20 protein-coding genes are annotated in these 19,961 nt (G+C 60.9%); 3 read left to right on the top strand and 17 right to left on the bottom strand.

The window, feature by feature from the left end; translation table 11 throughout:
• Nucleotide 1 precedes the first annotated feature (1 nt).
• Both flgK and flgL read left to right on the top strand, forming a co-directional pair.
• Nucleotides 2-1,942, top strand: a complete 1,941-nt coding sequence (gene flgK, locus MHM84_RS02550; RefSeq protein ID WP_239262106.1) for a flagellar hook-associated protein FlgK — start codon at nucleotides 2-4, stop codon at nucleotides 1,940-1,942.
• Nucleotides 1,943-1,973: 31 nt separating this feature from the next.
• A complete protein-coding gene (flgL, locus tag MHM84_RS02545) occupies nucleotides 1,974-3,167 on the top strand; it encodes a flagellar hook-associated protein FlgL (RefSeq protein WP_239262104.1) in 1,194 nt (397 codons plus the stop codon).
• 73 nt (nucleotides 3,168-3,240) lie between these two features.
• On the opposite strand, the gene fliR is transcribed toward flgL, so the two are convergent.
• The 13 genes from fliR to fliF all read right to left on the bottom strand — a co-directional run bounded on the left by fliR (nucleotide 3,241) and on the right by fliF (nucleotide 14,714).
• Nucleotides 3,241-4,026 carry a flagellar biosynthetic protein FliR gene (gene fliR, locus MHM84_RS02540; RefSeq protein WP_239262102.1) on the bottom strand — a complete coding sequence of 262 codons (786 nt, stop codon included), beginning with the start codon at nucleotides 4,024-4,026 and terminating at the stop codon, nucleotides 3,241-3,243.
• Between the two features lies 1 nt (nucleotide 4,027).
• Nucleotides 4,028-4,297, bottom strand: a complete 270-nt coding sequence (gene fliQ / locus MHM84_RS02535) for a flagellar biosynthesis protein FliQ (protein WP_026300437.1) — start codon at nucleotides 4,295-4,297, stop codon at nucleotides 4,028-4,030.
• A 50-nt stretch (nucleotides 4,298-4,347) separates the two neighbouring features.
• Nucleotides 4,348-5,070: a flagellar type III secretion system pore protein FliP gene (gene fliP, locus MHM84_RS02530; RefSeq protein ID WP_239263797.1), complete on the bottom strand. Its 723-nt coding sequence runs from the start codon at nucleotides 5,068-5,070 to the stop codon at nucleotides 4,348-4,350.
• 77 nt (nucleotides 5,071-5,147) lie between these two features.
• Nucleotides 5,148-5,591: a flagellar biosynthetic protein FliO gene (gene fliO / locus MHM84_RS02525; RefSeq protein ID WP_239262100.1), complete on the bottom strand. Its 444-nt coding sequence runs from the start codon at nucleotides 5,589-5,591 to the stop codon at nucleotides 5,148-5,150.
• The gene (gene fliN / locus MHM84_RS02520; protein WP_239262098.1) at nucleotides 5,588-6,085 is read right to left on the bottom strand and encodes a flagellar motor switch protein FliN; all 498 of its coding nucleotides are present in this window, start codon (nucleotides 6,083-6,085) and stop codon (nucleotides 5,588-5,590) included. Before fliN ends, fliO begins: the two co-directional genes overlap by 4 nt.
• Complete coding sequence (gene fliM, locus MHM84_RS02515; RefSeq protein ID WP_239262096.1) at nucleotides 6,078-7,124, bottom strand: flagellar motor switch protein FliM; 1,047 nt, start codon at nucleotides 7,122-7,124, stop codon at nucleotides 6,078-6,080. Before fliM ends, fliN begins: the two co-directional genes overlap by 8 nt.
• A gap of 7 nt (nucleotides 7,125-7,131) precedes the next feature.
• On the bottom strand, nucleotides 7,132-7,620 hold the full coding sequence (fliL, locus tag MHM84_RS02510; RefSeq protein ID WP_239262094.1) for a flagellar basal body-associated protein FliL: 489 nt from the start codon (nucleotides 7,618-7,620) through the stop codon (nucleotides 7,132-7,134).
• A gap of 212 nt (nucleotides 7,621-7,832) precedes the next feature.
• Nucleotides 7,833-9,182 (bottom strand): flagellar hook-length control protein FliK, encoded by a 1,350-nt coding sequence (locus MHM84_RS02505; RefSeq protein WP_239262092.1) that lies wholly within the window; start codon nucleotides 9,180-9,182, stop codon nucleotides 7,833-7,835.
• A 13-nt stretch (nucleotides 9,183-9,195) separates the two neighbouring features.
• Nucleotides 9,196-9,669, bottom strand: coding sequence for a flagellar export protein FliJ (gene fliJ / locus MHM84_RS02500; protein WP_239262090.1), 474 nt, complete (start codon nucleotides 9,667-9,669; stop codon nucleotides 9,196-9,198).
• Nucleotides 9,670-9,823: 154 nt separating this feature from the next.
• Nucleotides 9,824-11,233, bottom strand: a complete 1,410-nt coding sequence (gene fliI / locus MHM84_RS02495; protein ID WP_239262088.1) for a flagellar protein export ATPase FliI — start codon at nucleotides 11,231-11,233, stop codon at nucleotides 9,824-9,826.
• Nucleotides 11,230-11,976: a flagellar assembly protein FliH gene (gene fliH / locus MHM84_RS02490; RefSeq protein WP_239262086.1), complete on the bottom strand. Its 747-nt coding sequence runs from the start codon at nucleotides 11,974-11,976 to the stop codon at nucleotides 11,230-11,232. The genes fliI and fliH overlap by 4 nt, the downstream gene beginning before the upstream one ends.
• Entirely contained in the window at nucleotides 11,969-12,964 is a 996-nt protein-coding gene (gene fliG, locus MHM84_RS02485) for a flagellar motor switch protein FliG (protein ID WP_239262083.1), read from the bottom strand. The genes fliH and fliG overlap by 8 nt, the downstream gene beginning before the upstream one ends.
• Entirely contained in the window at nucleotides 12,957-14,714 is a 1,758-nt protein-coding gene (gene fliF / locus MHM84_RS02480; RefSeq protein ID WP_239262081.1) for a flagellar basal-body MS-ring/collar protein FliF, read from the bottom strand. Before fliF ends, fliG begins: the two co-directional genes overlap by 8 nt.
• A gap of 320 nt (nucleotides 14,715-15,034) precedes the next feature.
• Between fliF and fliE the strand changes: the two genes are divergently transcribed.
• On the top strand, nucleotides 15,035-15,364 hold the full coding sequence (gene fliE, locus MHM84_RS02475) for a flagellar hook-basal body complex protein FliE (RefSeq protein WP_239262078.1): 330 nt from the start codon (nucleotides 15,035-15,037) through the stop codon (nucleotides 15,362-15,364).
• 77 nt (nucleotides 15,365-15,441) lie between these two features.
• Here fliE and MHM84_RS02470 read toward each other — a convergent pair whose 3' ends face one another.
• The 4 genes from MHM84_RS02470 to MHM84_RS02455 all read right to left on the bottom strand — a co-directional run bounded on the left by MHM84_RS02470 (nucleotide 15,442) and on the right by MHM84_RS02455 (nucleotide 19,954).
• Complete coding sequence (locus MHM84_RS02470) at nucleotides 15,442-18,252, bottom strand: EAL domain-containing protein (protein WP_239262076.1); 2,811 nt, start codon at nucleotides 18,250-18,252, stop codon at nucleotides 15,442-15,444.
• A 102-nt stretch (nucleotides 18,253-18,354) separates the two neighbouring features.
• Complete coding sequence (locus tag MHM84_RS02465) at nucleotides 18,355-18,744, bottom strand: flagellar protein FlaG (protein ID WP_239262074.1); 390 nt, start codon at nucleotides 18,742-18,744, stop codon at nucleotides 18,355-18,357.
• Between the two features lie 54 nt (nucleotides 18,745-18,798).
• Nucleotides 18,799-19,281, bottom strand: coding sequence for a hypothetical protein (locus MHM84_RS02460; protein ID WP_239262072.1), 483 nt, complete (start codon nucleotides 19,279-19,281; stop codon nucleotides 18,799-18,801).
• Nucleotides 19,282-19,399: 118 nt separating this feature from the next.
• A complete protein-coding gene (locus tag MHM84_RS02455) occupies nucleotides 19,400-19,954 on the bottom strand; it encodes a FlgO family outer membrane protein (protein WP_239262070.1) in 555 nt (184 codons plus the stop codon).
• Nucleotides 19,955-19,961 lie beyond the last annotated feature (7 nt).

Genomic DNA, 19,961 nt, shown 5'->3' with positions numbered 1-19,961 from the left:
CATGAGCCTCTTTTCCACCGGCCTCAGTGGCCTCAGCGCTGCCCAGGTTGCCCTGCAGACGACTGGCACTAATATCAGCAATGTCTATACGCCGGGTTACAACCGCCAGATCACGCAGTTGGGTGAAACTAGCCCGAGTGGTGGCGGTGTGCAGGTCAATGATATCGAGCGCCAGTTCAACCAGTACATTGCTTCACAGCTCAATGAAGCCACCAGTCGCTCGAGCGCACTGCAAGCCTACGACACTCAAGTCAGCCAGCTCGACAATTTGCTGGCCGACGGTGAGGCCGGGTTAGCGCCGCTGATGCAGAATTTTTTCTCCTCGCTCGAGGATCTTGCCGGAGCGCCCTCGGACCCGGCGGCACGCCAGGGCGTGATCGGTAGTGCCGATACACTGACAGCACAGTTCCGTGCCTTCGACAGCTACCTCGACGACATGCAATCGGGCATCAATGGCCAGATCCGTGACGAAGTCACGCAGATCAACAACACTGCCGATCAGCTAGCCAAGCTCAATCGGCAGATAGCCTTGACCCAGGCCAAGACCGGCGATGTACCCAACAACCTGCTCAACAAGCGTGATCATCTGGTTGCCGAACTGAGTGAGCGGCTCGACGTCAAGCTGTCGATCCAGGACGGTAGCACCTACAATCTGACGCTGGGCAACGGGCAGCCACTGGTTGCGGGCAACAGGAGCTATTCGCTGGAGGCCGTGGCGTCTTCATCGGACCCGTCGCGTACCGTAGTTGCCTACAACGATCCGGGGGGCAGTAAGATTGAGCTTGCCGAGTCGGCATTCGAGGGTGGTACGCTGGGCGGCTTGATGACCTTCCGCAGTGAAACGCTGGACAAGACCCAGAACCAGATCGGTCAGATGGCGCTGTCGCTGGCTGCGGGCTTCAACGAGCAACATCGTGCCGGGCAGGACCTCAGTGGCAAAGCCGGTGGTGATTTCTTCGCGATCGGCGATCCAACGGTCTACTCGAACGAGAACAATGGCAGCGATGCGTTTTTCACCGCCGAGTTCAGCGATGTCTCGGCGGTGACGACCAGCGACTACCAGATCAAGCGAGAGGGTGGCGCCTTCGTCGTATCGCGGGTAGGCAGCAACGAACCGCTGGATCCGCAGCCGCCCGTCGTACCGGATGCCAGTGGCAATGACACCTTGTCTTTCGGCGGTATGACCCTGACTCTGGACGAGACTCTGGGGACTGTCGGCGAAGGCGATACCTTCCTGATACAGCCGACCCGTGCCCTGGCCGGGGAGCTGGAAAACATCGTCGACGACACGTCAAAGATTGCGGCCAGCGCGCACGTCAAGGTGACGCCGACACTCCAGACGGGAAGCACCCTGGAGGCTGGCGACATTACCCTCGAGGAAGGCTTCTCGCTACCCGCGTCAGCCATAGCGATGACGGTGAGCAACGCCGACAATGCGGCGGGAACCTTCACCCTGAGTCATGACGCGCCTGCCGACAGCGAAGTTCTGGTCAACGGCGAGGTCCCGGCGGATCCGGCCAACCTCCAGCTCTCGGTCGGGGACACGCTGTCCATCGATGGCGTCAGCATGACCTTCAATGGCGAACCGGTCGACGGCGACACGCTGACTCTGGCGTCCGATCCCGCCAGCGGCGACAACCGCAATGCGTTGGCGCTGCAGAACCTGCAGAATGGCGATCTCGTGGGGGGCGCGGCGAGCCTGAGCGAGGCCTACGCGTCGCTGGTCAGCGATGTGGGCAACCGGACCAACGTGGTCCAGGCGAATCTCAGCGCGCAATCGGTGCTGACCGAGCAATTGACGGCCGTGCAGCAGTCCGAGTCGGGGGTCAATCTCGACGAGGAAGCCGCCAACCTGATCCGCTTTCAGCAGTTTTATCAGGCCAATGCCAAGGTCATCCAGACCGGAAGCACGCTGCTCGATACCATCCTGGGCATTCGTTGATTCCGGTTATCCAGTTTATTGAGGTTTCGTCATGCGCATCAGTACCGTGACCATGTTTGAATCCAGCCTGTCGTCGATGAATCGCCAGCAGAGCGCCTTCCTCGATGTCGGCCAGCAGATGGCGACCGGGCGACGCGTCGTCAATCCATCTGACGATCCCCAGGCGGCCTCGCGTGCAGTCGGCGTCTCGCAGTCCATGGCCGTGTCGGAACAATACTCCGATGCACGTGTCACGGCACGCAATGCACTGTCGCAGGAGGAAAGCGTACTTAACAGCGTCAGCGATGCAATTTCCAGTGCCAAGACGCTGATCGTCCAGGCCGGTAACGGTACCTTGAGCGATGCCGATCGTTCTGCGATCGCCAGCGAGCTGCGTGGTATCTACGAGAGTCTGATCGGCCAGGCCAATACCACCAATGGCAACGGTGATTACCTGTTCGGTGGCGTAAAGGATAACGCGCCCCCCTTCGTCAAGCAGAACGGAGTGGTCAATTATCAGGGGGCGGACTCTGTGCGTGCCCAGCAGGTCGACTCCTCGCGCCAGATGCCGGTAGGCAATAGCGGATTGGAAGTCTTCTCGGGTGTGCATGCCGGTTCCGACTACGTGGCCGAGGCAACGACCGCCGACGACAGCACGCTGACCTTCACTGGCCCAAGCGTCAGAAATGCAGCGTCGGATGGCTTCGGTGAAAGCTACACGCTGACCTTTACCGATCCGACGACCTTCAGCGTAACCGACCGCCTAGGCAACGTGGTGTTGACCGATACCTACACCGCCGGCGAGGCCATAGAGTTCAAAGGCATGTCGATCACCCTGGAGGGTGAGCCCAAGCTGGATGACACCATCGAGATGACCAAGGGGCAGGATCAGAGCGTCTTCGAGACACTGGAAAACGCCTTGGCCGCCCTGGAGGCCCCCGCCGATACGCCCGCCAAGCAGGCCGATTTGAGCAATACGCTGTCATCGGTCAGCCGCCAGCTCGACAATAGCCTTGACAACGTACTCACCGTTCGAGCTTCGGTGGGTGCGAGGCTCAACGAGCTGGATGTCCTCGATACCGTAGGCGGAAATCGTACCTTGAACTACGAGTCGACCCTCTCAGAATTGGTCGATCTGGACTATGCCCAGGCGATTTCAGACTACACGTTGCGGCAGGTGGGTCTGCAGGCTTCGCAGAAGACCTTTGTCGACATGCGCGGGATGAGCCTGTTCGAGATGCTCTGACACTCGTTTGCAAGATACAAAGAAGGCGCCTTTCGGCGCCTTCTTTGTTTGGCATGGGATTGCCGCGCGGTGGTTAGCCGGCCATCGTCCCGATGAGTTGCTGGAGAAACTGGAATCCGTTGGCGAACAATCGCTCGAGAAAGCTGGCGTAGTCGGTCATCAGCACCATCAACAGGATCAGACCCACCGTCAATGTCAGCGGGAAGCCGACGGAGAAGATCGTTAACTGCGGTGCGGCACGGTTGAGGATGCCCAGCGACAGATTGATGATCAGCAGTGCCGCAACGACGGGGAGGGACAGTAGCAGACCGGCATTGAATATCGTGCTGCCGTAGCGGGCCAGCATGTCGAAGGCATTCGGGTTGAGGGTGCCGTAGCCGATGGGCAGGGTGTCGAACGAGCTGGCCAGGATCTCGATGACGATAAGGTGACCATTGAACGCGAGCAGCATGAGCAGCGTAATCATGTACAAAAAGCGCGACAGCACCATGCTCTGCGCACCGATATCCGGCGAGAAGAAGGTGGCGAACGCCAGGCCCATCTGCAGGCCGATATACTCCCCGGCGGCCATCACCACTGCCAGTGTCACGCGCATGACCAGGCCGATGGCCACGCCAATCAGCATCTGTTCGACCATGATGCCCAGGCTGGGCCATGAAAAGATCGGCACGTCGGGCAGTGGCGGCAGGGTCGGCGCAATGACGAACGCCAGCACCGCGGCGAAACCGATCTTGACCTGACGGGGAATGCTGGTATGGCCCCACAGCGGGGCGGCCATGATGAAGGCCGTGAGTCTGACGAAGGGCCACAGGAAGGCAACCAGCCAGGCCTGCAACTGATCGAAGGTGACCTCGATCATGTCAGCCCAGCATCAGAGGAATATTGCGAAACAGCTCGGTTGTGAAATTGGTGATCAACTGGATCAACCAGGGGCCGGCCAGCACCAACGCGCCGAAGACACCCAATATCTTGGGAATGAACGACAGCGTCATCTCGTTGATCTGCGTCGCCGCCTGGAACAGGCTGACGAGTAGACCGATCAGCAGTGCCGTGATGAGCAGGGGGCCGGCAAGAAACAGGGTGACCTTCATGCCCTGGTACGCCATGCTCATGACCATTTCCGGTGTCATGCTCGATTACCTCGTTAATGGACAAACAGCCGCTGGGGATCGCGCGGCGCCTAGATATAGAAGCTTTCGGCCAACGAGCCGATCAGTAGCTGCCACCCATCCACCAGCACGAACAGCATCAACTTGAAGGGCAGGGAGATGGTCGCCGGAGGAACCATCATCATCCCCAGCGCCATTAGCACGCTGGCGACGACGAGGTCGATGATCAGAAACGGGATGAAAATGGTGAAGCCGATCTGGAATGCCGTCTTCAGTTCGCTGGTCACGAAAGCCGGTAGCAGGACGCGCATGGGCACGTCTTCCGGCCCTTGGAAAGTACCGGCATCGGCCAGGCGACCAAAAAGCGCAATATCCGGCTCACGGGTCTGCGCCAGCATGAACTCCCGGAACGGCTGGCTGGCCAGTTGCAGGAATTCGTCGAAATTGATCTGCTGATCGGAAAACGGCTGCCAGGCAACCTCGTAGGCCTGGTTGAGCACAGGCGACATGATGAAAAACGTCAGAAACAGTGCGAGGCCAAGCAGGACCTGATTCGGCGGTGCGGACTGCGTGCCCATGGCGGTGCGCAACAGGCCGAGTACGATGATGATGCGAGTGAAGCTGGTCATCATCAACAGGATGGCGGGCAAAAAAGCCATCGAACTGAGCAGCAGCAGGGTCTGCAGGCTCAGTGACCATTGTTGGCCGCCATCTTCCAGCGGCTGCGTGACGATACCGGGTATGGTGGCCTGCGCCCACCCGGCCTGCGGCCAGAGAAGAGCGATTATGGCTATGGTTGCGAGGATCGAAAACAAGCCGAGACGCAAGGGCTTGGCCTGCGGAAAAGACGACAGGAAAAAAGCTGGCAACGTCACACATCCTCTCCGGAGCGCTTATCGCTTCGCGTGAATTTGCTGCGCGCGTTCTGGCGCATGGCGCTGGCAAAACGTGACGCAAACCCGTCGGTTTCGCTAGGCGGAGGAAGGGACTCATCCTGCTTGGGTGCCGGCATTTCATGGAGCCGGGTCACCTCGCCGCCACCCACACCCAGCACCAGCCAGGTGCCTTCGACATCGACGATGACCACACGCTCGCGCTGGCCGACGGCGGTACTGGCGACGACCTTGAGATGCCGATTATGGCCCGTGCGTCCCGGCCCGAGGCGCTTGAGAAACGCGCTGCAAAGCAGGATGACGGCGATCACCAGGGCAAGCGCCAAGGCGGTCTTGCCCAGTGTGGCCAGACCCAGCAGGGCGTCCCCCTGAGCGCCGCTCAGCGTATCGGCGGCGCCCTGTGTCGCGGAAGCTTGGCTCATCGGTTGAGTTTCTGCACGCGCTCGGATGGTGTGATGATTTCGGTGATACGGATGCCGTACTTGTCATCGACCACGACGACTTCACCCTGGGCGATCAAATAACCGTTGATCAGGATATCCATGGGCTCGCCGGCCAAGCCGTCGAGTTCGATCACCGAGCCCTGCGCCAACTCCAGCAGTTGCTTGATGGTGATGCGAGTGCGGCCAAGCTCCACGGTCAACTTGACCGGGATGTCCATGATCATTTCCAGGTCGCGCATGGTACCGCTGCTGGCGCTGGAATCCAACGGCTTGAATACCTGGTCGCCGGCGGCGGTAGCCTGGCTACTGGCGGCGTCGACCTTCAGCTCGGCTTCCACCTCGGCCTGTTCGGCGAAGGCAGCCGCCCAGGGATCGTCCTCGTCGGATGACGTCTCGCCAGCCCCCTGTTCGGCCATGGCGTCCGCCCAAGCGTCGTCGGTGCTGTTCTGTTCGGGTTTCTTGGGGTCAGTCATTGTCGGATTCCTTGGCTTGCTTCAACAGCCCGGGGGTGAACTTGAACTTGGCATTGTTGGCGACATGGTCGATCAGGTGGCGTACGCGCAGTGCACGTTGGCCGTGCTGGCTGCCGAATTCACACTCCATGACCGGGACGCCATCGACACGTGCCGTGACGATATCGGGGAGCTCCAGCGGGAGCACATCGCCTACCTTGAGCGACATGACCCGGCCGAGGCTGGTCGAGAGATCGATGAAGTCGGCGACCAGCTCGACGTGGGACTGCTTGATCTCGCCTGCCATGCGTTGGCCCCACTGGCTCTCCTCGTCGGCATGGTTATCGGTCAACGGACCGGACAGCAGGTCGCGAATCGGCTCGATCATCGAGTAGGGCATGCACACCTGGAAATCGCTGGCCAGATTACCGACTTCCAGATGGAAGGTGCTGGTGACCACGATTTCATTGGGTGAACTGGTGACGTTGGCAAAACGCAGCTGCATTTCGGAACGCGTGTAGTCGATCTCCAGCGGGAAAACCGACTTCCAGGCATCCTGGTAGGCATCGATGGCCAGGTGCAGCAGGCGATGGATGATGCGCTGCTCGGTATGCGTGAATTCGCGGCCTTCCGATTTGGTCAGGAAGCGTCCATCGCCACCGAACAGGTTGTCGACCACCATGAACACCAGGCTGGGCGGGAACACCACCAGGGCGGTACCGCGCAGCGGCTTCATGGAAATCAGGTTGACGTTGGTGGGGACCGGAATATGGCGCGAAAACTCGCTATAGCTCTGGTAACGCACGCTGTCCACCGTGATGTCGGCACTGCGCCGCAACAGGTTGAACAGGCTCATGCGGAACTGACGAGCGAAGCGTTCGTTGATGATGTCCAGCGCATGCAGACGTTCCCGGATGATCCGGTGCTGGGTCGCCGGATCGTAGGGGCGAATGCGGGAAGAAGCGGCGTTGTCGCTGCCGGGGCCCGCATCGTCGTCGCCACTGACGCCCTTGAGAAGGGCGTCGATCTCATCCTGCGAGAGCAGATCGTCTTGAGACATGGTGTCCCTATTGCACGATAAAGTCGGTGTAGAGGACGTCGTTGACCGCCAGCTCGGGCTGGGGATCGCTGAACGGCTCGTCGAAAAGCGCCAGAATTTGCTGCGATAGCGCTCGCTTGCCCTCAGGGCTCGTCAGGCCTTCGGCATGCTGGCTGGAGAACAGCAGGAGCAACCGGCTACGCAACTGAGGCATGTTCTGCTCGAGCATCTCGCGCGTGACCTCATCGCCCACCTTGAACGACAAACCGACGTATAGCAGGCGCTGCTCGTACTGGTCGCTTTGCAGATTGACCGTGAATGGCGACACGGTCACGAAGATGGGAGGCTCCGGCTTGATGGGGTCGGCCGATTGCTGGGCTTCCTCGGTACTGGCCTCGCTCTTTGAGTCGAGCAGGAAGTAGACGGCCGCTGAGCTGGCCATCGAAATCACGATGAGGATGATACCTAGCAGCCACCAGGGCTTGCGACTCGTTCCTGCATTGGGGTTCTTGGCCATTGCTCACGCCGTCGTTGGTCGATGTTTCTGTGGGAATTATGCGGGCAGCCTTGCCTCGGGCAAGGATGGAAAAAGCTGCCGATACACGCTTATCTCTAGGCTTTGTCCGGCCGCCGGGCTTGCTGCGTTCCAGATAGCCGTAGAGCCTGTCGCAGAATCGCGCACAGGCTCTATTAGGTATCGGCCGCATCGGCCGTTCTTGAAGGGCGACGTCAGGCGTAAAGATCGATTGCGCTACTGTCGGTAGTGATCGTCGATGCTCGTGCGCTCGCCATGGTGTCGTCCGAGGCAGCCACCGAACCGTCTTCGTTCAGGCTGGCCATGGCGCGGTTACCCCCTGACGCCTGGTCGCGGCCATCGTCACGCTGCTGATGCTCGCCCACCATGGCTTCGCCCAACTGGATACCGCTTTCCTCCAGCGCTTCGCGCAGTTGCGGTATGGCCTGTTCGACGGCGGCGCGGACCTGCGGGTTGGCCGAGAAGAACTGCGCCTGGGCAAGCTGATCATCCATCTTGAGGCTGATCGAGAGTGGGCCCAGCTCGGCAGGGTGCAGATGAAGCTCGACCTGCTGACCACCACGCTGATGCAAAGCCACCAATTGCTGTCCCAGGCCCTGTTGCCACTGAGCCGAAGCCAGCGGGGCCGTCAGCGTCGGAGGTAATTGCCCGGTGGGGAGCATGCTAGCATTGCCGGCGTTGGCCGCAGTGCCGGTCGGCGAAGCCATCCCCAGCAGTGATTGGCTGAACGAGCCTTCGGAGCCGTGCCGGGTGGGTAGGGCATTGTCATCAGCGGTGACGGCGGCAATCGCATCGGCGAAATTACCGGTTGGTTGAGGCGCCATCTGCTGGAGCGTGGTGCCCTGTTGCGTCAGCGCCTGCATGCCTTGTGCCGTCAATTGCTGGTGGCGTAGCCCCGCCGACTGGCTATCGGCGGTCGCTGTAATGGCCCGTTCGCTATTGGCATCGGTGACCAGTTGCGCTGCGTTGGCGGCTAGCTTCGTTCCCTGCTCGGCAGGAAGCGTATCGCCGCGCTGCGCGCTGGCAATCGCGTTCATGCGCTGGCGGATATCGGCCAGTAGCTCACCGTCACCTGCCGGCAAGGACGAGAGTGTCGTGGCAATGGATGAGGCGCTCCCGGCCTGCATGGCAGTCGATTCCCCGTTCTGCTGGTTCGCAGGCTGAGCGCCACCCAATAGACTGCCTTCGATGGCTTGAACGACCTGCTGCGTCAGCGGGGACAGCTCGCCCGGGAGAGCAGCGATCAGCGCGTTCTGCTCTGATGGATCGCTTTCAAGGAGCTCGTTTAACGTTGCCAGCGTATCTACACTGAATGTTGTCCCGGAGCGTTCATTGTCTACGCTTGGCTCGTGACTGATTCCTAGCGTCAAAGCTGGCGTAGAGGAGGCCTCTCCATTGCCCAGCTTTGCTTTCATTGTTTCGCCTGCCTGTTTGTACACACGTGCAAACTCGGCGTCGCCGTTGCCACTGGGCTTGCCTTCGCCTTTGCCCAAGGGCAGCGAGGTGGCGTTGCTGCTGCCGGCGAGCAGTTGAGAAAGTTCCATGGAGCTGGCTGCCTCAGTGACTGGGTTCGGAATTCGTTTCTTGACGCTGGCGACGCAGGACGAGCCCGGCGGCCATTTCATCGGCCAGGCGTTGTTCCTGCCGGTTGGCGCGCTGCTGGACTGCCGTTTCCCGGCGTGTCGCCAAGGTATCGTAGGCGGACAGCTTGCGTTGCTCGTTCTGCCAACGTTTCTGACCCTGATTCAGGCGTGCTTCGCGCTCGCCGAGAGTCTGCCGGGCACGCGCAATGGCGGCGTCCAGCGAGGCGAGAAACTGCTGATAGTTACGCCAGCTGTCAGGACCGATGCCCGATTCCATGGCCTGTTGCAGACGTTGACGATACTCGAAGCGATAACGCGTCAGCGTCTCGAGTTGGGCGTTGGCGCTCTGCAGGTCGCGGCGCAAATTGCCCAGCTCTATACTGGCGTTGTCGCGAGTATCGCGAGTCAATGAAATCAACGTATCCAACGGAGTCGTTGCTTGGACCATGGGATCGTTCCTTCTGGGTAGACTTGGGCCTGGCCGCAGGGGCGGACCTGTTACCATTTTCGAGCATGCCGCGTGAAACCAAAGCGAGAGTTACCGTGCGTAAACGGCACTTTCTCGTCGATTTCGTCCACGGGGCAGGCAAGCTACCTCATGTTCAGGCCGGAACCAGCGCGCTTAGGGACTGGTGCGTTTGCGGTATGTCGGAGCGCTCGTCAATGCGTTGCTGCAGGAACTGCTCGAGTCTCGGATACATGCTTACCGCCTGGTCGAGCTGAGGATCGTGGCCCGGTGTATAGGCACCTACGCTGATCAGGTCGCGGTTACGCTGATAACGTGACACCAATTGCTTGAAACGCTGGGCCTGGCGTAACTGATCGCCGCTGACGACAGCGGTCATGACGCGACTGATCGACGCTTCGATATCGATGGCAGGGTAGTGGCCGCTTTCGGCCAGCGCCCGTGACAGCACGATGTGCCCGTCGAGGATGGCGCGCGCCGAGTCGGCGATGGGGTCCTGCTGATCGTCGCCTTCGGTCAATACGGTATAAAAGGCGGTAATCGATCCGCCGCCCTGCATGCCGTTGCCGGCACGCTCGACGAGGCTCGGCAATTTGGCGAACACCGAGGGCGGATAACCCTTGGTCGCCGGCGGCTCGCCGATTGCCAACGCGATCTCGCGCTGTGCCATGGCATAGCGTGTCAGCGAGTCCATGATCAGCAGCACGTTGCGTCCGGCATCGCGGAAGCCTTCGGCCAGGCGCGTGGCATAGGCGGCACCTTGTAGCCGCTGCAATGGCGAGGTATCGGCAGGCGCGGCGACGACCACCGAGCGGCGACGGCCTTCGGCGCCAAGGATGTTATGGATGAAGTCCTGCACCTCACGACCACGCTCGCCGATCAGACCGACAACGATCACGTCGGCCTGGGTATAGCGGGCCATCATGCCCAGCAGCACGGACTTGCCGACACCGGAGCCGGCGAACAGTCCCATGCGCTGTCCGCGACCCACGCTCAACAGTCCGTTGATGGCGCGAATGCCGACATCGATCTGGGTATCGATCGGGGCACGCGACAACGGATTGAGCGGTGGCGTGGCGAGTGGCGCATGCGGGGCATCGGTCAGCGGACCCTTGCCGTCCAGCGGACGGCCGCTGCCATCGACGACGCGGCCGAGCAGACTGTCGCCGAGCGGAAAGCGCCGTGCACTCCCGTTCTCGTTGCCGTCGCCGAGAGGAAAGACACGCGAACCGGGCAGCAATCCGCTGATTTCTTCCAATGGCATCAGAAAGAGTTTTTCACCGGAGAACCCCACCACCTCCGCTTCGGCGAAACGCGGCTGTTCCGAGCCGGGTTGGCCGGTCGCCGGGTGAGGGGAGAGTTCGATGCGGCAGGCGCTGCCCAGCGGAACGCGCAAACCGACCGCTTCGAGAACCAGGCCGGTCGCTCGCACGATTCGGCCGCTGGCACGATAGGCGGCGATACCGCCGACACGTTGCTGCACGCCACCGATGGCCTCTTGCCAACGTCGCCGATGAAGATTGTCGGCTGTCGTCGTCGCACTCATGCCTGTTCTCCAGGCTGAGTGTCGTTCTGGCCGTCGTTGTGACGACGGCGGACCTGGCGGGTGATGCGCTCCCAACGCGACTCCAGCGAGGCATCCAGCTCGCCACTGGCACTGGTGGCGCGACAGCCACCGCGGCTGATCGTGTCGTCGGGCTGTAGCTGCCAGCCGGCGGCGTCGAATTCGGCACCCAAGTGAGCCTTGACCAAGGTCAGATCCGCCGGGTGCAGCCAGAGCCTGGGGCGTCCGGAAAGCGACGGCTCGGCATGCAACAGTTCGCGAACGATATCCAGAATGACCTCGGGGCGGGCCTCCAGCGCTTCTCTGGCGAGTTGCCTGCCGGTGGTCAATGCCAGATCGACGAGACGTTCGGCGACCTCGTCATCCAGGGTGTCGAGGGCTTCACGATAGCCTTCCGCCAAGGGCAACAGGGGGGCCAGGGCCTGCTGGGTCTGGCGTTGCAGTTCTTGTTCGCCAGCCGTTCTGCCTTCCTCGAGGCCCTTTTCGTAACCGGCCTGGCGGCCTTCCTCGAAGCCCTTTTTGTAGGCGTCGTCGTAGGCTTCCTGGCGCGCCTTCTCGCGCAAGGCCTCGAGTTCGGCGTTACGCTTGAAAAGTTGCTGACGAATGGCCTCCTGACGCGAGCGTTCACGCTGGCGAAGGTCACGCTCCGGCGTGCCGAGCTCGTCCATCTCCCAGCGGCGCCAGTAGCCGTCATCGTGTTCCGGAACGACCTGCCGATCAGACATAGGAGTCGTCTCCGCCGCCTATGACGATCTCGCCACTGTCCGCCAGGCGGCGGACGATTTGCAGAATGGACTTCTGCTCGGCCTCGACCTGGGAAACCCGGATCGGACCGCGCGCTTCGAGGTCTTCCTGGAGCAACTGGGCCGCCCGCTGGGACATGTTCGCCATGAACTTCTCGAGCAAGGCATCCGGCGCGCCCTTGAGCGCCACAACCAGCGAGTTGGTGTCGACTTCCTTGAGAATGAGCTGAATGCCGCGAGCGTCGATATCGACGATATTCTCGAACAGGAACATCTCGTCGATGATCTTCTGTGCCAGGTCCTCGTTGTGGGCCCGCACGGTCTCGATGACGGCTTCCTCCTGGGAGGAGTTCATCAGGTTGAGGATCTCGGCCGCCGTTCTCACGCCGCCCATCTTGCTGCGACGCAGGTTCTGGCCGTCGAGCATGCCGCCGAGAACTTCGGTCAGCTCCTGCAGGGCAGCCGGCTGCACGCCGCTGAACGTGGCAATACGCAGTACCACGTCATTGCGCAGCTTGTCGTCGAACAGCTCGAGTATATTGGCTGCCTGGTGGCGCTCGAGGTGTACCAGGATGGTAGCGATGATCTGCGGATGCTCGTCGCGGATCAGCTCGGAGACCATCGGCGCTTCCATCAGATTGAGCGACTCGATGCCCGAGTTGGTGCCCTGAGCGTCGAGTATCTCGTCCAGCAGACTCGAGGCGCGCTCGTTACCCAGCGCCTTGGTCAGTACCGCGCGGATGTGGTCGCCGGAATGCAGGTTGAGGGCAGCGAACTGTTCGGCCTCGTCATGGAATTCGTCGAGAACCTGGCGCATCTCCTCGTGGGAAATCTGGTCGATGGTCGCCATCTCGCGGCTGATCGCCGACACCTCCTTGGTGGAGAGGTGACGGAAGACTTCGGCGGCGCTGTCCTCGTCCAAGGACAGCAACAGAATCGCGCTGCGGCGGACGCCGCTCAACTTACTCATTTTCGTTCATCCAGCTTCTGACGACGATTGCGACCAGGCGTGGATCTTCCAACGCCATCTCGCGCGCTTGCTTGAGGTGCTGTTCGTAAGCGTTGGCCTTGCGGCGGCGCCGACGTGAGCTGTCTTCGGCAGTGACGGAGTCATCCTCATCGTCGTCCGCGCTCAGGGCAACGGCCGGTTCGCCTGCCAGATTTTCCGTAACCATGTTCGGCACAGTGGACGGTTGGCTATAACGCTTGACCATCGGGCGCAGCACCATGAACCACAGGAACAGAGCGGCCAGTGCAACCAACAGATAGCGGCCGAGAGTCAGGCCCAGTTCGATGGCTTGCGGCGTTTGCCACCAGGGCGGCGGTTCGGCGCTGATATCATCCTGAGCGAACGCGCTGTTGACGAGGGCCAGCTCGTCACCGCGGGCCTCGGAGAAGCCCATGGCCTGCTTGATCAAGCGTTCGATCTGTTCCAATTCGGCAGCGTCGAGCGGCTCTCGCACCGGCTCGCCCTGATCGTTGATGGTGTCGCGATAATTGACGACCACGGCAGCGGACAGGCGCTCGACCTGACCACGCTGGTACTGGACGTGTTCCACGCTGCGATCGACTTCGTAGTTGACCACGTCGCCACGGTTCAGGCGGCTGGGTGGCGTAGCCGCGTCGTTGGCCTGTGCCTCGCCATCGGCGCCTTCTTCCCCTTCCTCGCCTTCGGCGTCCTGGCCTTCGTCGATGGGTGAGGGAGCCACGCCCGGCGGCGTATTGGTCAAGGCGCCGGGTACACCCATGGCCAACTCGTCACCTCCGGTATAGCTCTCGTTGAGCTGACGGCTACGAATGGCAGCTTCGTTGGGTGCCTGGTTGGGGGCGTAGCGCTCGGCGGTCTGCTCGCGGGTGGAGAAATCGACATCGGCCGCCACCTGAGCGCGAATGTTGGTGGCGCCCAATATCGGGGTCAGGATGCGTTCGATGCGCATCTGATAGGAACGCTCGACTTCCTGGACGTAGTTCAACTGGGTGCCGTCCAGGTTGCCCAGGGCACCGCCGCCACTGGTAGAAAGCAGGCGGCCCGCCTGGTCGACGACGGTAACCGCATCGGAGGCCAGCTCAGGCACGCTGCTGGACACCATGTGCACGATAGCGCTGATCTGGCCGTCGCTCAGCGTACGGCCGGGATGCAGCGTCAGCACGACCGAGGCCTTGGCCGGCTCATTTTCGCGTACGAACACCGACTGCTTGGCCATGGCCAGGTGAATGCGTGCCTGGGCAACCGGACCCAGCGATTGCATGGAGCGGGCCAGTTCGCCCTCAAGGCCACGCTGGTAGTTGATCTGCTCGGCGAACTGACTGATGCCGAACGCCTGATTGTCCATCAGCTCGAAGCCGACATCGCCAGCCTGGGGCAGGCCCTGCTCCGCCAGTTGCAGACGCAAGGCGTGCACCTGATCGCCAGGGACCAGCAGAGCGCCACCGCCTTCAGTAAACCGATAGGGCACGCCGCGCGTATCCAGCTCGTTGACGATACGGCCGCCGTCGGCATCGCTTAGGTTGCTGTACAGGACGCGGTAATCCGGCGCGCGAGCCCAGAGCAGCATGGCGGCAATGATGGCAATCGCTGCCGCCCCGGCAATCAGTAGAGGGACACGGGGGTTGCTGCGCAATTGTGAAACGAGCCCTGCCATCTGACCCCCTTGGTTGGTCGCCTTGTCACGTCCGTTTTGCGGGGGTGTCGTCTGGCTGGCCGAAGCGGCGTCGGTCATGCGCGCCTCCCGGCGAAATTAATGAGGCCCGTATGGGCAGTGGTAGCGATGTCGGCCCGGTAGCCGCGGGTCGGTCCAGAGTGCATTCGGTGTCTGGCTCCAGCATCCGTCTCGGTTCGTCGCTCAGCGCCTTTACAGCGTCCCGAGGTCCGGGGCATTTGCGTCAGGCATGGGCGGTCGGGTGATGGGTGCCATTATGCGTAGGGAAGGAAAGGCTAAAGGGAAGAAAAGCCCATTATTTCACTATCATTTGCTGATATGGCCTGATGGCAGGGCTTGGTAGGCTTGCCATCACTAGCAAACCGCCAGGAAAATTGACAATGACGACACCTGCCATCCAGTCGGCGCTGAGCCAGATGCAGACGCTGGCCACTCAGGCGGCCGGTCAGGCTGCGAAAGGTCAACACGTTGCCACGGCCGTGGGACAGGGCGGCTTCGCCAATGAATTGCAGTCCTCGATCCAGCGCATCAATCGCCTGCAGCAAACCGCGAATGCCAAGCTCGACGCCTTTCAGTCCGGCGAGCCCGGCGTGGCGTTGAACGACGTGATGGTCGACATGCAAAAGGCCAGCGTCGGGTTTCAGATGGGGTTGCAGACGAGAAATCGCCTGGTGACGGCGTACAAAGACATCATGAACATGCAGGTCTAGGCCCCTGGTTTCCAGTTTTGCAGCCAACGTACACACCGCCAGTGGTCTATCGGCCACTGGCGGTTTTGTTTGCGCGTTCAAAGGTCGAGTTCTTTTACCGGTTGGGTGAAGGGAAGCTCGGGACTGGGGCGGGCGAGCAGGTAGCCCTGGGCGCGGGCGCAGTTCAAGCGGCGCAGGAAGTCGAGTTGGGCGGGGGTCTCGATGCCTTCGGCGCAGACATTGCGGCCGAAACCGCGACACAGCGTCAATAACGACTCGATGATGGCGCGATCTTCTGCCGAGTCAGGCAGGCCGGCGATGAACGATTTGTCGATCTTGACCGTGTCGAATGGGAACTGCTTGAGATGCGACAGCGAGGAAAACCCAGTGCCGAAGTCGTCCAGCGCGATGCAGACGCCGTACTCGTATAGCATCTGCAGTTGCTGACCGACCCAGTGCGGTGACTGGATCAGTGCCGTTTCGGTGATTTCCAGCTCGAGAACACTGGTTGGCAAGTTGCGTTGCTTCAATGCCTCGATCACATGATCGGCCAAGTGTGCATCGTCCATCAATTGGATGGCGCTGACGTTGACGCTAAGGAAGAAGTCTTCAGGCAGCCGATCACGATTGGCCGCCAGATGATCCAGGGCCCGGTCGATGATCCAGCGTCCGACCTCGACCATCAGGCCACTCTCTTCGAGAATCGGAATGAAAATATCGGGGCCGATGGTGTCCAACTCGTCGTCGCGCCAACGCAGCAGGACTTCCGCGCCAATCGGTGCAGAAAGATCTGACAATAGCCACTGGGGCTGGAAAAAGAGATGGAAGTCGCCACGTGCGAAAGCACCTGACAAGCGGCGTTCGATCGTCTGATGGCGACTGGCCTCATCGAGCATACCGCTAATGTACTGCCTGACGCGATTGCGTCCCTGGCGTTTGGCGCGTACCAGTGCGGCATTGGCGCGGCGTAGCAGTTCGTTGGGCTTTACCTTGCCGCCTGTGGAGCTGGCAAGACCGGCGCTGATGGTCAGTTGCAGTCCTTCGACCGAGGAAAAACGATATTGCTCGACTTGCTGGCGCAGCCAGTCGGCGAGGTGGATGGCGTTGCTGTCGTGCGGCAGGTTGACGCTAATGGCGAACTCGTCGCCACCCAGGCGCCCCAGCAGGGCATTGGGATAACTGGCCAATGATAACGACAGGGCGTCTGCCAGTTCGCACAGCACGGTATCGGCGATGGCCGTGCCATGCGCGTCGTTGAGCCGCTTGAAGCGGTCTATTCCGCACACCAGCACCATCTGTAGCGGCGCCAAGTCGTTGGCGTGTGGCGAGTTGTCAGCCAGCGACTGGAGAAAACCGGCCCGATTGAGCTGGCGCGTCAACGGATCATGGCAGGTGATCCAGTCGATTTCCTGTTGGGCCTTGAGCGATTCGCGCAGATCGCGGGCAACGATAACGTAGTTTGCCCGGCCGGACCCTGGATGCTCGATGCGTTGGATCACTGCCTGAATGGGCAGGGCATCGCCATTGCGGCAACGCAGCGTGGTCGTCAGCCGTACCGAACGCATGTGCTGCTTGAGCGGCGCCAGGCGCTGGGCCAGTCCTTCGGAACCATTGGCATCCAGCAATTGCTCCGGTTTCATGGCCTGCAGTTCGTTATTCGAGTAGCCCAACTGCTCCAGAGCGCCCTGATTGCAATAGGTAATGCGATGCGACTGCTCATCGAAGATCAGGATCAGGTCCAGCGTGGCGTCCAGCGTGGCGCGGAACTCCTCGAGAGTCGAATACAGAGCGGCTTTTTCTTCCTCTTCCTGAAGCGACAGCAAAAGGCGACTGCCGACATCCATCAGCGGTTTGAGGATCCACGGCATGCTGTCGTTATCGAAACCGCATTCCCGGTTGGCCAACAGCATCACACCGATGTTCCTATCGCCCGATACGAACGGGATCATCAGTGCATTGTCGAGAGGCGGATGGTTGTCTGGGAGCGTGCCGGTCACCGAGGCGAAATCGTTGCCATCGAAGATCTGGATCTCGGTTTTCGCGAAGCGATCGTGGGTGATGTCGTTGATACGTGCCAGGCTCAGGCGTCGTCTGCCGTGCATGAAAAATTTGTGCATCTTCTCGCTGACGTTGCCGAACGACATGCCGGTGATCTCCAGCATCGGTGTCGTGTCGACATGCTTGATTTCACCGACCAACCCATATTGGCACTGCATCAGGCGCAGCAGGTCGTCAAGCAGTTCCAGCAATGCCAAACGTGGCGGGGTCCCGGCGAGATGGCGCTGTTCCGCGCGGTTGATCAGTGCCTCGACCGACGGCTGCAAGGCCGCTTCGCCGTGCATGGAAGACGGCAGCATAGGGAATTCGATGCCGTGAGCGATCTCGATGGTGACCAGGCGCGCCAGACTGACGAGCGTTTCACACTCACTGTCGCTGAACTCGCGGGGGGCGTCACTGATGATGCAGAGGGTGCCAAGCGGCGACTTGCTTCGTCCGTAAATGGGGGCGCCGGCATAAAAGCGGATATGCGGTGGTCCCGTTACCAGTGGATTGTCCTGAAAACGCTCATCGAGAGTCGCGTCGTGGATCACCAGCAGGTCGTTGGCTTCGACGGCATGGGCGCAGAAGGCCTGCTCTACCGGGGTTTCCGAGATATCTAGTCCACAGCGTGACTTGAACCACTGCCGCTTGTCATCGATCAGGCTGACCAGGGCGATAGGCACGTCGAACAATTGGCAGGCCAAGTGCGTCAATGTGTCGAAGCGCTTCTCCCGAGGCGTATCGAGCAGACCCGTCGACTGCAGGGCGGCAAGGCGCAAACTGTCCTGAACGGCGGCTTGGAGCCGGCTGCCGGTGATAGGTGGCATGTCCTGTGGTGTCATTGCTGTGCCCGGTCTGGAGTCTTCCATGCGGCTCTTTCTTCAATGAAAAGTGACGTCCTGGGTAACTGTTATCGGCGGGTGTCGAGAAAACCGTAGGGCCTTGAACCGGCGCTGCCCCACCTGGCCGACTCATGCCTGCAAATGGATCAATTTCCCTTGCATCTGCTCGAGCGACTCAGCGATGCGCAGCACTTCCTCGCTGGGTATCTGACGGATGAGCTCGCCGCTGTCGCGATCGACGATGCGCGTCACGACGCGCTGGCCCTGCGCGAATTCCTGGAGCTGAAACTCGACGCCATAGCTGCGCATGACCTCGTTGATGCGCTGCACCGGTTCCAGCAGCTCGCGGTAACGCACGCCTGGGGCAACGTCACTATTGCCGTATGCTTCGACAAGCAGGCTGCCGGCTGGGCGAGGAAGATGCGATAGCACGCTCTCCAGGCGCTGGTGCGGCGTCAGTCCCTGGTCGAGCGATGGCGTGGCTGATGCGGAAGATGCATCGGTCAATGGCGAAGTCATACGATCCCTCTTGTTACTGTTCTGGAAATTGGAACCGCCTTGTGGCGCCTTGCTTCAAACAATGACTTCGGCGTAATGACTGCCGGCATCTGCACCCACCCCGAGAGTCAAGAGTAACGCGAACTCGTAACCCATCTGGGTCTTGTAGGCTTTCAGCTTCTTGGTGTCCTGATGCTTGCCGAAGCGACTCCCACTCTTGACGATTTCGATGAGCGCAAGGCGTTGGCCCGTCTCGCGTCGATGTACGGCAATGTCGGGAAAGACGGTGCGCGCTTCGGTGGCCGCGGCGTGGGTCGGCGTGACGACATGCTTCATGGCATGACATGGCACGTCCCAGCCGTTGTATTCGCAGTCGATTTCCCAAGAGGGCAGGTGCGCCTGGAGATGCATGGCCAGGCGAAAGGACAGTGCTCGCTCATTGATCCGATCATTGTCGAGAAGGCAGCGATCCTTGGCGGCAAGCTGGTGCAATGCCAAGTCGAGAGCCTCGATGAAAGGATGCGCGAGAGGGACCTCTGTCGCCTGGGAGAAGGTCATTGGAACACCTGTTGTTGTCTTTGCCGGTTGGTGGGTGACAAATCGCTTGCCGATATCGACTTACCAAGAGTTATCGGCAGTCGGGCGATAGAATTTAGCCACGACCGGACACGCCGCCTTACCAGGCCGTAGGAAGCATCGCGCGAATATCGCGATCCAGTGGCATCTTGATCGAGGTGGCGCCGAGAATCGTGTTGTCTCGCGCTCTTACGATGCGCACGTTCACATAAGCGGAGCGCTCCGCCTGGGCATAGGTGCCGATGAGCACGGCCTGGGCATCATGCGCCAGTGAAAGGCGTTGCACGTCGCGGGAGAGGATCAGTTCCCCTGTACTCTCTTCGATGAACAGGCTGTCGCGCATCTTCACTTCGATAACGGTCAACCCCGCCTGCACCAGGCCGGAGGTGAATAGTTCCGACAAGGTGCGACCGAGCGTCGAGGAGCGCTGCAAGTCGTCGATATCGACGAACGTCGCCGAGATGATCGGCCGATCGGGGGAGAGCCCCCGCGTGCTGGATAGCAGGCTCGCCGAGGCCTCTTCCACCAGTTCGATCATATCGGTATCCGGTGACTTGACGACGAGCGTGTCGCTATCGTGCGTGGCGCAGCCTGACAGGGAAATTGCCAATACACTGGACAACGCCAAACCCAGGAGACCGTTTCGCCAATTCATGGGGATC

The organism is Halomonas sp. McH1-25, from assembly GCF_022348165.1.
Lineage (GTDB): Bacteria > Pseudomonadota > Gammaproteobacteria > Pseudomonadales > Halomonadaceae > Modicisalibacter.
The sequence above is the reverse complement of the archived record's forward strand: the minus strand, read 5'-3'. Positions and strand labels throughout refer to the sequence as shown.

Bases quoted from the DNA above. Each gene is read 5' to 3' on its own strand.
- flgK (WP_239262106.1), top strand. From the start codon at position 2: ATGAGCCTCTTTTCCACCGGCCTCAGTGGCCTCAGCGCTGCCCAGGTT.
- flgL (WP_239262104.1), top strand. From the start codon at position 1,974: ATGCGCATCAGTACCGTGACCATGTTTGAATCCAGCCTGTCGTCGATG.
- fliR (WP_239262102.1), bottom strand. From the start codon at position 4,026: ATGATCGAGGTCACCTTCGATCAGTTGCAGGCCTGGCTGGTTGCCTTC.
- fliQ (WP_026300437.1), bottom strand. From the start codon at position 4,297: ATGACACCGGAAATGGTCATGAGCATGGCGTACCAGGGCATGAAGGTC.
- fliO (WP_239262100.1), bottom strand. From the start codon at position 5,591: ATGAGCCAAGCTTCCGCGACACAGGGCGCCGCCGATACGCTGAGCGGC.
- fliN (WP_239262098.1), bottom strand. From the start codon at position 6,085: ATGACTGACCCCAAGAAACCCGAACAGAACAGCACCGACGACGCTTGG.
- fliM (WP_239262096.1), bottom strand. From the start codon at position 7,124: ATGTCTCAAGACGATCTGCTCTCGCAGGATGAGATCGACGCCCTTCTC.
- fliL (WP_239262094.1), bottom strand. From the start codon at position 7,620: ATGGCCAAGAACCCCAATGCAGGAACGAGTCGCAAGCCCTGGTGGCTG.
- MHM84_RS02505 (WP_239262092.1), bottom strand. From the start codon at position 9,182: ATGGAACTTTCTCAACTGCTCGCCGGCAGCAGCAACGCCACCTCGCTG.
- fliJ (WP_239262090.1), bottom strand. From the start codon at position 9,669: ATGGTCCAAGCAACGACTCCGTTGGATACGTTGATTTCATTGACTCGC.
- fliI (WP_239262088.1), bottom strand. From the start codon at position 11,233: ATGAGTGCGACGACGACAGCCGACAATCTTCATCGGCGACGTTGGCAA.
- fliH (WP_239262086.1), bottom strand. From the start codon at position 11,976: ATGTCTGATCGGCAGGTCGTTCCGGAACACGATGACGGCTACTGGCGC.
- fliG (WP_239262083.1), bottom strand. From the start codon at position 12,964: ATGAGTAAGTTGAGCGGCGTCCGCCGCAGCGCGATTCTGTTGCTGTCC.
- fliF (WP_239262081.1), bottom strand. From the start codon at position 14,714: ATGACCGACGCCGCTTCGGCCAGCCAGACGACACCCCCGCAAAACGGA.
- fliE (WP_239262078.1), top strand. From the start codon at position 15,035: ATGACGACACCTGCCATCCAGTCGGCGCTGAGCCAGATGCAGACGCTG.
- MHM84_RS02470 (WP_239262076.1), bottom strand. From the start codon at position 18,252: ATGGAAGACTCCAGACCGGGCACAGCAATGACACCACAGGACATGCCA.
- MHM84_RS02465 (WP_239262074.1), bottom strand. From the start codon at position 18,744: ATGACTTCGCCATTGACCGATGCATCTTCCGCATCAGCCACGCCATCG.
- MHM84_RS02460 (WP_239262072.1), bottom strand. From the start codon at position 19,281: ATGACCTTCTCCCAGGCGACAGAGGTCCCTCTCGCGCATCCTTTCATC.
- MHM84_RS02455 (WP_239262070.1), bottom strand. From the start codon at position 19,954: ATGAATTGGCGAAACGGTCTCCTGGGTTTGGCGTTGTCCAGTGTATTG.